General features: G+C 47.2%; 9 protein-coding genes. 4 read left to right on the top strand and 5 right to left on the bottom strand.

Going from position 1 to position 12,329, the window contains the following annotated elements; genetic code table 11:
* Positions 1 to 14: 14 nt before the first annotated feature.
* Complete coding sequence (topA, locus tag EJV45_RS10995; RefSeq protein ID WP_129715727.1) at positions 15 to 2,564, bottom strand: type I DNA topoisomerase; 2,550 nt, start codon at positions 2,562 to 2,564, stop codon at positions 15 to 17.
* 262 nt (positions 2,565 to 2,826) lie between these two features.
* Between topA and EJV45_RS10990 the strand changes: the two genes are divergently transcribed.
* Positions 2,827 to 3,339 (top strand): glutathione peroxidase, encoded by a 513-nt coding sequence (locus EJV45_RS10990; RefSeq protein WP_129715726.1) that lies wholly within the window; start codon positions 2,827 to 2,829, stop codon positions 3,337 to 3,339.
* A 1,109-nt stretch (positions 3,340 to 4,448) separates the two neighbouring features.
* Here EJV45_RS10990 and EJV45_RS10985 read toward each other — a convergent pair.
* Positions 4,449 to 4,928, bottom strand: coding sequence for a hypothetical protein (locus EJV45_RS10985; RefSeq protein WP_129715725.1), 480 nt, complete (start codon positions 4,926 to 4,928; stop codon positions 4,449 to 4,451).
* Between the two features lie 9 nt (positions 4,929 to 4,937).
* Positions 4,938 to 6,029: a tRNA 2-thiouridine(34) synthase MnmA gene (gene mnmA, locus EJV45_RS10980; RefSeq protein WP_129715724.1), complete on the bottom strand. Its 1,092-nt coding sequence runs from the start codon at positions 6,027 to 6,029 to the stop codon at positions 4,938 to 4,940.
* Between the two features lie 173 nt (positions 6,030 to 6,202).
* Between mnmA and EJV45_RS10975 the strand changes: the two genes are divergently transcribed.
* Positions 6,203 to 8,488 (top strand): GH92 family glycosyl hydrolase, encoded by a 2,286-nt coding sequence (locus EJV45_RS10975; RefSeq protein WP_129715723.1) that lies wholly within the window; start codon positions 6,203 to 6,205, stop codon positions 8,486 to 8,488.
* Positions 8,489 to 8,550: 62 nt separating this feature from the next.
* Here the strand turns inward: EJV45_RS10975 and EJV45_RS10970 are convergent, their stop codons facing one another.
* Both EJV45_RS10970 and EJV45_RS10965 read right to left on the bottom strand, forming a co-directional pair.
* Positions 8,551 to 9,570: a glycosyltransferase family 2 protein gene (locus tag EJV45_RS10970; protein WP_129715722.1), complete on the bottom strand. Its 1,020-nt coding sequence runs from the start codon at positions 9,568 to 9,570 to the stop codon at positions 8,551 to 8,553.
* Complete coding sequence (locus tag EJV45_RS10965) at positions 9,570 to 10,442, bottom strand: lysophospholipid acyltransferase family protein (RefSeq protein ID WP_129715721.1); 873 nt, start codon at positions 10,440 to 10,442, stop codon at positions 9,570 to 9,572. Before EJV45_RS10965 ends, EJV45_RS10970 begins: the two co-directional genes overlap by 1 nt.
* A gap of 40 nt (positions 10,443 to 10,482) precedes the next feature.
* On the opposite strand from EJV45_RS10965, the gene EJV45_RS10960 reads away from it, so the two are divergent.
* Positions 10,483 to 11,097 (top strand): WbqC family protein, encoded by a 615-nt coding sequence (locus EJV45_RS10960; protein WP_129715720.1) that lies wholly within the window; start codon positions 10,483 to 10,485, stop codon positions 11,095 to 11,097.
* Positions 11,098 to 11,249: 152 nt separating this feature from the next.
* A complete protein-coding gene (gene corA / locus EJV45_RS10955) occupies positions 11,250 to 12,302 on the top strand; it encodes a magnesium/cobalt transporter CorA (RefSeq protein ID WP_240755259.1) in 1,053 nt (350 codons plus the stop codon).
* The last annotated feature ends 27 nt before the right edge of the window (positions 12,303 to 12,329 follow it).

Below are 12,329 nucleotides of genomic sequence, written 5' to 3'. Positions count from 1 at the left end.
AACACCTCAGCAGGTTACTTGGTTTTCGAAGCGGTTTTTTTAGCAGGTGCCTTTTTCTTTGCCGGTTTTGCCTTAAAGGCATCCGGAACCTGCGCTTCGATCATTTTTTTAACTTCTTCGAGGCTGATACCAGACAATTCTTCGGCTGTATATTTTTGTTTCGTGGCAGGATTTGTTCCTAATTTCAGCATTTGTTTACCGAAACGAATAAATGGGCCCCAGCGACCGTTCTCGATCGCTATTTTGTCGGTCTCCCAGCTTCGAATAAAACGATTTGCTTCTTTTTCAAGTTTCTTATCGATCAGTTCATTGATATCTTTTTCGCTCAGCTGGTCGAAATTGTATGCCCGGGGAACGTTAATGAACAGATTGTTCCACTTGATAAAAGGCCCGAAACGTCCTTTACCCTTTGTGACAGGAAGATTCTGATACGTAGCTACCGGTGCATCAGTATTGATCTTCTCGGCAATGATTTCGATAGCACGCTCCTGGTTAACTGAAAGCGGGTCTTCGTTTTTTGGAATGGAAATATATGTTTCTCCCCATTTAACGTAGGGCCCAAACCTGCCTACGCCAACAGATACTTCCTTACCTTCATAGTCTTCCAGCTCAAACGGCAGCCTGAAAAGTTCAAGCGCTTCATCCAGGCTGATTGTAGCAACAGACTGCGATTTAAGCAGGCTGGCGTATTTTGGTTTCTCTTCATCGTCGTTTTCACCTATCTGTACGAGGGGCCCGAAACGACCTACTTTTGTGTAGACATTTTTTCCTGTCGCAGGGTCCGTTCCCAGTAGTCTTTCGCCGGTTGCACGCTCAGCTGTTTCGAGTGTGTTTTCTACTTCGTTATGGAATGGGTTGTAAAAGGAGTGAAGCATCTCGGTCCACTCTTTCATGCCCTGTGCTATTTCGTCAAATTCCTTTTCTACTTTGGCGGTAAAGTTGAAGTCGACTATACCTTTGAAATGTTCGACAAGGAAATCATTAACAACTTCGCCGATGTCTGTAGGAAAAAGTTTTGCCTTTTCAGCACCGGTAAGCTCTGATTTGGTGAGGCGGCTTACCTGGCCACCACTAAGCTGCATGGTCAGAAATTTCCGCTCTTTGCCATCGCGGTCTTCTTTTACCACGTACCCGCGGTTCTGAATGGTCGAAATGGTAGGAGCGTAGGTAGACGGGCGGCCAATGCCAAGCTCTTCCAGTTTCTTGACCAGGCTAGCCTCCGTGTAGCGTGCCGGCGGACGCGTGAAACGTTCGGTGGCATTCATTTCCTTAAGGTTCAATGCCTGGCCTTTTGAAATGGTCGGAAGCGTGTTTCCATTGTCGCCATCCTCGCTATCATCATCATCTGTCGATTCGAGATACACTTTCAGGAAGCCGTCAAATTTCATAACCTCTCCCTCGGCAACCAGGTGCTCAGTCCGGGTGCTGACCTCAATTTGAGCTGTCGTTTTCTCAAACAGGGCTTCACTCATCTGGGAGGCGATGGCACGTTTCCAGATCAGCTCATACAGACGCCGTTCAGCGTTATCTCCTGAAACGGTGTGCTGGTTGAAGTAGGTCGGACGAATCGCCTCGTGTGCTTCCTGCGCACCTGCAGACTTTGTTTTATAACGTCTGGGCTGGTGATATTTATCGCCATAGGCAGAACGGATCTCTGCTTCGGCCGCCTGAACAGCTGTGTCCGAAAGGTTCACGGAGTCGGTACGCATATAGGTGATCTTACCGGCTTCGTACAGACGCTGGGCTAATTGCATAGTACGCGACACAGAAAAACCGAGTTTCCTTGATGCTTCCTGCTGCAGGGTTGATGTTGTAAACGGGGGAGCAGGGTTACGCTTGGCAGGTTTTGTTTCGAGCGACGCGATAGAGAATGAAGCAGCGATACAGTCGTTAAGAAACTGCTCGGCGTCTGCGGCGGCTTCAAACCGCCGCGGCAGTTCGGCCTTTACAAGTTCCCTGCCGGTACCGGTACCAAAGACGGCTGTAATTCTGAACGCTGCACTTGCTTCGAAACGGTTTATTTCGCGTTCACGTTCAACGATAATCCGAACGGCTACAGACTGCACCCGGCCGGCTGAAAGTGATGGTTTTACCTTTTTCCAGAGCACCGGCGAGAGCTCGAAACCCACGAGACGATCAAGAACCCGGCGCGCCTGCTGTGCATACACCAGGTTATAGTCGATGGTTCTCGGATTGTCTATCGCTTTTAAGATAGCCGGTTTTGTAATCTCATGAAACACAATACGTTTCGTGCGGTCTTCCTTCAGGCCAAGCGTTTCGTAGAGGTGCCAGGAGATCGCTTCACCCTCCCGGTCCTCATCGGATGCGAGCCATACCATCTCGGCATTTTTGGCCAGCTTTTTTAACTCAGTAACCACCTGCTTTTTATCTGCAGGAACCTCGTAGGTCTGCGCAAAGTCTTTGCTGATGTCTATACCCATGTCGCCCTTTACAAGGTCGCGGATATGGCCATAGCTTGACTTGACGAGAAAGTCCTTACCCAGGTACCCTTCGATTGTTTTGGCTTTCGCCGGTGATTCTACAATTAATAAGTTCTTCGCCATCCGGAACGTTTTTCTGCAAATAAAACTATAAAATACCCTAAATTCAAAATCAACAGCGCAATATGTATACACTTTGAAGGCTCTTATCAGCTGTTTCAGGCTGCTTAAGTCTTTATTGACATAACTTAAGTGACTTGAGGATAGGATGCTAGGAAGATCCCGGCGACACGTCAACAACGTTTACCTTGTCCTGATAAAGTTTACATTCCTTATATATATGTAAATCCTTTTTTCGTGTAATTTCGTTTCTAAAGAAAAAATTATGATAAACACTTTATTAATCCTGTTCAGTTTGCTGGTTACGCCACCAAAGAACGTGTATGATTTCAAATTCAAATCGATAGATGGCAAAGCGGTGAGCCTGTCAAAATACAAGGGCAAAAAAATCCTGATTGTTAATACTGCTTCCAAATGCGGGTTTACGCCTCAGTATGAAGAACTGGAAAAGCTGCATAAGCAGTACGGCAAAAAACTGGTTCTGATCGGTTTTCCCGCCGGAAATTTTGGTGGCCAGGAACTGGGTACCAACACTGAAATTCAGGAGTTCTGCAAAAAGAACTATGGTGTTACCTTTCTGATGGCGGAGAAATCGAGTGTAAAAGGCGCTGACATTACACCGTTGTTCTCATGGCTGACTACCCAGGAGAATCCGGACTTTACCGGCGATATCAAATGGAATTTTGAGAAGTTTCTGATCAACGAAAAAGGGGAGCTGGTACATCGCTACCGTTCGAATGTGAAACCGCTGGATGCATCGATTACTAAAAATCTGTAGTCAGGAGGAACGACATAGCCGAACCATGAGCCATGAATCATGAGCCAGTGTTGTCCGGGGAAAGTGTTTCGAAAGTATATAACCGTTCGACTTTCAACAAATGTGAAACTGTGGTATCGGACCGCTCACCGCCGCGGGGGCTCCTTCTTTTTGGCGAAAAAGAAGCAAAACGCTCCGGCTGTGTATCTCTTCTTGCATAAAAGCATCAAAAGTCCGACAGCGGAGGGAAAAGGCCCGGATTACCCTTGCGCCATTCTGTTCCGGGCTGGTTCCCCTCCTTGGTTCCGCCCGACCTCCTTAAAGCAGTGCAAGACTTTTAGTACTTTTCTGCGGCGAGAAGATACAAGGCCGGTTCGCACCTATCAGTGGCAGTAAGCAGGCAAAACCGTCATCAAAACCACCGCCTGTACGTAAAACCCGCAGACATAAAATTCAGGAGGGCTTGCTTCAGAACACTCTGGCAAATACTGCTTGGAGACTGTTCAGAAGGATCTTATTTCATTCAGTCAATTTTTACCGGACAACAGTGAGCCATGAATCATGAGCCACGACCTGGGCGCAGAGCCATTCATTGAGATTAAAGAGAAAGGAAAAAGGAGGAAAGACCGCGGCGCATACCCCTCAATACGCGATAACCGGCCGAGGGTTTTTGCGCCACGCCTAAATACGAACTACGAATATCTATGTACTATTGAAGTGAGTTGAAAGTGAAAAGTTTAAAGCCCAAGGCCCTGGGCGCAGAACCCCTCGATGAGACCAAAGGAAATGGAAAAAGGAGGAAAGACAAGGCGAACCATGAGCCATGAACCATGAGCCATGACCTGGGCGCAGAGCCCTTCAATGAGACTAAAGAGAAAGGAATAAGGAGGAAAGACTCCAGCGCATACCCCTCAATACGCGATAACCGGCCGAGGGGTTTTGCGCCACGTCTCAGGACTCAATTCTCATATATCAAATCTAAAGAAATCCATTGGATTCATTCCTCGATGCGATCCCATCAGGTGTCATTCAGCGCGTAGCGAAGAATCTGACCTGTAATCAAGAGTCAGATCCTTTCCAATTTTATCATCGAGGTTATATGACTATTCCTGGTATCCTGCGCTACCGCTCTACATCATCCCTACGGCGATGATAAACGGGTCAATAATCCGGACCGATTTGAAAGGCGCAAGTTGTTTTAGTGCGGTGTTTCGAACCGCGGCATCAGGGTTTCGCAGTTTGTTTGTTGTTTCGCCACTCATGTTCTGCACGGTTACGTAACATACAACAACAGTCGATGAAGTGTTCTTAAATGCTTCTCTCTCAGCGAGGATCTGCGCGATCGCCGCTTCACCATTTAGCAGGCTGTCTAAAAGGGCATCCTTGTCAAAAATCACGGCTTTCTCCGGCTTTCCTGAAGCGTCGACTTTGACAGCTACGGCAAATTGCATCAGCTTTCCCTTATAGGCCGCGTCATTGCTGTAACGCTCGTGTCCTTCCGCGGTGATCCAGTTGCAGTTGGCAAGGAAACGCCCGGCAAGTTCATCATCCTGCGCAGCAGCAGGGAACAGGGAAGAAGCCAGGAGAAGGAAGATCAGGAGCGCTTTCATGTCGACGAGTTACATTAAAAACCCGCCGCCAAGAAGGTCATTGCCTTCATAAAACACGGCCGACTGGCCCGGAGCAATTGCAGACACGGCATGATCAAACACGACACGCATGTTGTCTTTCTCCTGAACAATGGTACTCAGTGTACCGGCATCTTTATAGCGGATCTTTGTCACCACATCGTTCATCGGCTCATCAATGCGTTCGTATTTGATTAGGTTCAGATTACGTACCATCGCTTCAGTACGTTCGAGCTCGTCGGCCCGGCCCAGTACAACTGTGTTGCTCTCGGGAAGGATCTGCGTTACAAACATCGGTTCGCCAAGGGCAATGCCCAGGCCTTTACGCTGCCCGATTGTATAAAACGGGTATCCCTTGTGCTGGCCCACAACCATACCGTTCGTGAGAATGAAATTTCCACCGGCTACCTGATTTTCCAGTTCGGGCACGCGGTGTTTCAGGAATGAACGGTAATCATTTTCGGGAACAAAACAGATCTCGTAGCTCTCGCTTTTCTTGGCGAGCTCTTCCTGTCCCATATCAAGCGCCATCTGTTTGATCTCTGCTTTAGAAAAACTTCCCAGCGGAAATTTGGTGCGCTTCAGATTTTCCTGCGATACGCCCCATAATACATAACTCTGGTCCTTATTTTCGTCTTTACCTTTTGAGATAACATATCTGCCATTGTCATGCTGACGGATGTTGGCGTAATGCCCCGTGGCAATAAATTCGCAATCCAGCTTATTGGCACGTTTGAGCAGCGCTTCCCACTTAATGTGGGTATTGCACAACACGCAGGGATTTGGTGTTCGGCCGGCCAGGTATTCATCGACAAAATTGTCGATCACAAAATCCCCGAACTCATCACGAATGTCAAGAATATAATGGGGAAAGCCGTAATTAACGGCAAGCGTACGCGCATCATTGATACTGTCCAGGCTGCAGCATCCTGTTTCTTTACTGTCAGAACCGGAAGTAGCATAATCCCAGGTCTTCATTGTAAGACCGATCACCTCATAACCCTGCTCATGAAGCATTACAGAAGCAACCGAGCTGTCGACCCCGCCACTCATGGCCACCAATATTCTTCCGTGTTTACTCATCTTGATATTATTGTTGCAAAAATAGGGGTTTTACTCATAAGATGATGCGTGCGCAGGTCAATGCGCTGTCAAAAGCATATCTGTCTCATTTCCGTTAGTTAAACGATATAGCAGGCTTTTATTTTCAACTTCTGAGCAAAATGGATACCTTAGACAAATATTAACAACCAACAATGACCAACAGAATTTTTATTTGTCTGCTTGTTCTGAGCAGCATTACCGTACGTGCCCAGCAAAATCTGGTCAGGTATGTGAGACCAATTATTGGTACAGAGAAGATGGGACATACCTTTCCGGGTGCCACTGTTCCGTTCGGAGCTGTTCAGCTAAGCCCCGATACCGATACCATTCCCTATGAAAAAAACGGTAAATACAATGGAGAGGTGTATAAATATTGTGCAGGCTACAAATACGAGGACAAAACAATTGTCGGTTTTAGTCACACACACTTTAGCGGTACCGGACACTCAGATCTGGGCGACTTTTTAATCATGCCGACTCAGGGCGCGCTTCAGCTAAATCCTGGCACGGCAGATAACCCTAAATCGGGTTTCCGTTCGGCCTTCAGTCACCAAAACGAAACTGCAGAAGCGGGTTATTACAAAGTGAAGCTTGATGACGACAACATCATGGCCGAACTCACCACTTCGCAACGCGTAGGCATGCATCAGTATACCTTTCCTAAATCTGACCAGTCGCATATCATTCTCGATCTTATGTCGGGAATCTACAACTACGATGATAAAAATGTCTGGACGTATGTGCGTGTGGTAAACGACACGCTGGTTACGGGCTACCGTCAGACCAACGGGTGGGCGAGAACCCGTACTGTTTATTTTGCCATGACCTTCTCTAAACCGTTCAAGTCTTATGGCAAAAAAGATTTTGATACCAGGCAGGTATATCGCGGCTTCTGGGGAAAGTTTGATCAGAACAGAAATTTTCCCGAACTGGCCGGAAAGCGGTTCCGCATGTATTTTGACTTCAGTACCGCTGCCAATGAAAAGGTAAAAATCAAGTTTGCACTGTCGCCGGTTAGCCAGGATGGCGCCCTGCGTAACCTTCAGGAAGAAATACCAGGCTGGAATTTTGACGCGGTTAAAAAGCAGGCGCAGGACAGCTGGAACAGGGAGCTGAACAAAGTTGTTGTCAATACCTCTGAGAATGATAAAATCAACTTCTACACTGCACTGTACCATGCGTTCATCAACCCTACGCTGTACATGGATACTGATGGTCAGTACAAAGGCCTTGACCAGAATGTACACAAAGCTCAGGGCTTTAACAACTATACAACATTTTCGCTGTGGGATACATACCGGGCGCTGCACCCGTTTTTCAACCTGGTACAGCCGTCGCGCAACAATGATATGGTCCACTCCATGCTTGCTCATTATGACCAAAGCGCGTTAAAAATGCTTCCGATCTGGTCACATTACGCAAACGACAACTGGTGTATGAGCGGGTATCACAGCGTTTCAGTTATTGCTGATGCCGTAATAAAAGGCGTGTACAAAGGCGATGTAAACAAAGCGCTTGAGGCGTGTGTAACTACCGCCCGTCACCGCAGTTATGAGGGAATTGGTTATTATATGGACCTTGGTTACATCCCTGCCGAAAGAAGCGGCGTTTCAGTTTCTAACACGCTTGAATATGCTTACGATGACTGGTGTATTGCGCAGATGGCTAAGCGTTTGAACCGGAATGATATCTACGAGGAATTCAGCAAACGTGCAGGCAACTGGAAAAACAACTTCGATAGCAACATCGGTTTTATGCGTCCGAAAATGGCAGATGGTTCCTTCAAGAAAGAGTTTGACGTGCTGAGTACACATGGCCAGGGCTTTATTGAAGGTAACTCATGGAACTACAGTTTCTTTGTGCCGCACCAGCCGGAGCAGCTTATTGAGATGATGGGCGGCAAGAAAAGGTTTGCTTCGAGACTTGACACACTTTTCACCATGCACCTGCCTGATAAGTTCTTCGCCGATACGGAAGACATCACCCGTGAAGGGATTATCGGCGGTTATGTTCATGGAAACGAACCTGCGCACCATGTAGCTTACCTGTACAACTGGGCCGGACAACCATGGAAAACCCAGCAGCGCGTACGCATGATCCTGAAAATGCAGTATAAGCCTGCGGCGGATGGTCTTGGCGGCAACGACGACTGCGGGCAGATGAGCGCATGGTATATGTTCTCGTCAATGGGATTTTATCCGGTATCTCCCGGCTCTGAACAGTATTCGCTGGGTAGTCCTTCGGTAAAAAATGCAGTTATCAAACTCGAGAATGGAAAAACATTTGAGGTTGAAGCTATCAACCAGAGTGATAAAAATGTTTACGTGCAGAAGGTGCTTTTAAATGGTAAACCTCTCGAAGGCCTGACGCTTAATCACAGCGACATCCTGAAGGGTGGCAAAATCACCTTCTATATGGCCTCGAAAGCCAGAAAATAGTCTTTCCAGGTATCCGGCCCTGATGGCTGGATACCTTTTTTTTAGGCGACTACCGACAATCCCTATCCAAGAGCCGAAAACTTCCTTTTTCCTTTTATAAAAAAGTCCCACACGATACTTTTCGTATAAACACCCTTATGCTTTCGCAGTGGGAGTGTCTTTTTGTCGCGCTTAGCAGAGGTTTTACCGATTGATTTCAAAAAATGCCAGTGTGCTTTTGTAACCGCCATGGTGAGTTTTGGTTTGCCGGTCAGCAGAAACTGCCACCATGCTGCAAAGTCGATCCACATGCGCACGAAAAGCAGCCACGGCACCGATCCTGCCGGCAGGTTTTTTTGCATGATGATCAGGTTGTTCCTGAAATTCAGATAGGTTTTGTAGGGGTTGTCCTTTTGAAGTGTAGCGCCGCCAACATGAAAAACCTGCGACTGCGGAACGTAGACCACTTTCAGTCCGCGGTTTTTTAAGCGCCAGCACAGATCAATTTCTTCCATATGTGCAAACAGGTCGGCATCAAAACCACCAGCCGCTTTCCAGTATTTTGATTTGATAAAGAATGCCGCACCACTGGCCCAGAAAACCTCATCGGCGGTTTCATACTGTCCGTGGTCGGTCTCTTCGATATTAAAGATTCTTCCGCGGCAGAAGGTATAGCCAAATTTATCGATAAACCCACCGGCTGCCCCTGCATATTCAAACCTTGACGGATCTTTTTGCGCTTTGATCTTTGGCTGCGCGGCTGCGATCGTATCATCGCTTTCCATGACGGCTATTACCGGGGCGATCCAGTTTTCAGGAACCTCCACGTCAGAGTTAAGCAATACAAGATAATCAGCAGTGACATTTTTCAGCAGGGCATTGTAGCCGCCCGCATATCCATAATTTTTTTCCGTCCGCAAAATCTTAACGGCAGGAAAATTTGTGCTGACAAAGTCGACCGAGTCGTCAGTAGAAGCATTGTCGCCGAGCACAATGCTCAGGTTATCGTACCGGCTTTTCAGCACAGAGGGCAGGAAACGTTTCAGCATGTCTTTGCCATTCCAGTTCAGAATGACGACGGCAACAGATGGCACTTGATTCATTATTCGGGTTGATGTTTCCAGCGGTTATGGCTCCACAGCCAGAACTCGGGTTGTTCTTTAATACATTTTTCCAGGCTGGCAAAATGCATGCCCGTTATTTCAAGGTCTTCCGTCTGCCGGGGCTCCATACAGAGCTCCTTACAGTCCACTTCATAGTACCCGCGCCGCGGCCGTCTGATTGTAAAATAGAAAACAGGCCGGTTTGTCTGCCTTGAAATCTTTTCGATTCCGGGAAGGGCGGCGGTTGGCTGATTGAAAAAGGGAACCCAATACTTTGCATCGGTTTTAGCGGGCGACTGATCCCCGGCAAAGGCGAACAATGTGGATTCTGTCCGGTATGCGGCAAGCGCACGCAGCGTTTGCCGCATGGGTACAAGCGTGTTTCCAAACTTCGAGCGCATATCGATAAAATACCGGTCAAACTGTCCCTGGTTTAAGGGCTTATAGATCGCGACAAGTCTCTGGCTGATCTCGGTGCCCATGGCAAGCGTGGCCCATTCCCAGTTGCCATAATGGCCGGTACAGGCAAGCGCGCTGCCGCCGTTTTCCAGCCACTGTTTTAACGATGCGGTATTGGTAAACTTTACACGGCGGCGCAGTTCACTTTCAGAAAGCGAATGCATTTTTATGATTTCGAACACCAGGTCAGCGAGATACCGGTAAAAGCGCTTGCCGACCTGTATGATCTCTCCGCTGGATTTTTCGGGAAAGGCACGATGCAGGTTGGAGATGACCGTTTTTTTTCGGTAGGAAATAATGTAATAAAGCAGATAATATGCTAACCTTGCAAAAAAATAGAGAACCGGCAGGGGGAATAGCGATAACAAGCGCAGGAGAGAAATTCCAAGATATGCGAAGACCTTGTTGATCATTAATTTTAAACGGTTCAAGCGACAAAAGTAAGAATTAGAGATGCAAAACACGGCTATATTTCCGCTATTTTATCTTCCTTCAGTAGACTATTTCAGGTTGCTGGCCAACCACGACGGAGCGGTAGTTCTTGAACAGCATGAACATTTTCCAAAGCAAACCTATCGCAACCGCGCCTCCATTTATTCGCCCAATGGTCGTCTGGATCTCACGGTCCCGGTTGTGAAAGGTTCAAAGGTGCATACCAAAGTAAAAGATGTAAAAATCAGTTATGATTTCGACTGGCGCCGGCTGCAACGTCTCAGCCTGGAAAGCTGCTATCGCAATTCAGCATACTTTGAATATTATGAAGATGAACTGATGACATTTTTTGACAAAAAGCCGGTGTTCCTTTTTGATCTGAACCTTGAACTTACTACCTGGCTGCTGCGAAAATTAAAACTTGATGTGCCCTTTTCATTAAGCGCAGCCTATGAACATGCGAATGATGGACAGGATTTTCGTTCATCAATCCATCCAAAAAAAGAATCTCCGCTGGCACCGGGTGAATCCTATTACCAGGTTTTCGGAGAACGGCATGGCTTTATACCGAACCTGAGCATTATCGATCTGCTGTTCAGCAAAGGTCCGCAAAGTAAAGCTTACCTCGGCCGGTAGGCGCACGCGCAGGCGGCAACAATTTTCCGAAGTGTGTGTTATTATCTTAATTTTATACCAGCACCTGCTAACAGATGGCGACCAGCACAACTTCCGCAAGCCGAAAAAAAAGGCGCAAATATGCCCTTCCTGAGCCCGGCTCAAGCCCGGGCATGGTCCATATTTCTCAGGACGCCCTTAAGTCTAAAATAAGTTTTCATGTTTACAACAGCAGCAAGTACGAAGTTACGGAACTGATAAATCTCAATAACATCGCTGAGCTGACGGCAGATAAAGAATCTTTTTATTGGATTGATATTAAGGGTCTTGGCAGCGCCAAAATCTACGATACGCTGAATAAACATTTTAAGGTGAGCAGGCTGGTGCTCGAAGATATCACGCGCACGTATCACAGGCCTGCATTTGAGGAGTATGACGACGACGGTTATCTTTTTGCCGTAAGCAGGATGCTCCGGTTAGATTCGGAGAACCACCTTGAAAACGATCAGGTATCTTTTATCGTAACAGACCGGGTGCTTATCACCCTCCAGGAGAACTACGAGGACTGCCTTGATCCCGTCCGCAAACGGCTTTCTGTTGGCAAGGGTAATATCCGCACCGGAGGCGCCGGTTACCTGATGTACGCCATTATGGATGCAATCGTAGATCATTATTTCGTACTCCTGAATGCCTGGAGCGAGAGCCTTGACAGTATTGAAGACAGGCTGTATGAGCGGCCCGACCGGCGCATTATGTATGATACACAGGCTATCAAAAGGTCGCTGATCAATATCAGACGTGTAGCCTGGCCGGAGCGCGACAAACTGAATGATATCATCAGGAGTGACAGCCCCCTTATCACAGATCAGACGCGGCTTTACGTCAAAGACGCATACGACCATTGTGTGCAGATCATTGACCTGGTCGAATCGCTGAAAGAAATTGCTGTAGCGAACGTTGATATGTATCTATCGATTATCAGCAACCGCATGAATGAAATCATGAAAGTGCTGACAATCATTTCATCGATTTTTATCCCGCTCACGTTTATAGCAGGCATTTACGGAATGAATTTCGCCCGCGAAGATCCCGTTACCGGCAAAGTTTTAAAAGGAAACATGCCTGAGCTATATTCAGAACATGGTTATCTTTACACAATGATTGTGATGGCGGTAATAGCCGTTGCGCAGGTCATCTACTTCTGGCGAAAGGGATGGTTCAGGTAATACAATATAAACCGGGGAAAATAGGTA

The organism is Pedobacter sp. SYP-B3415, assembly GCF_004138205.1.
GTDB lineage: Bacteria > Bacteroidota > Bacteroidia > Sphingobacteriales > Sphingobacteriaceae > Pedobacter.
The sequence above is the reverse complement of the archived record's forward strand: the minus strand, read 5'-3'. Positions and strand labels throughout refer to the sequence as shown.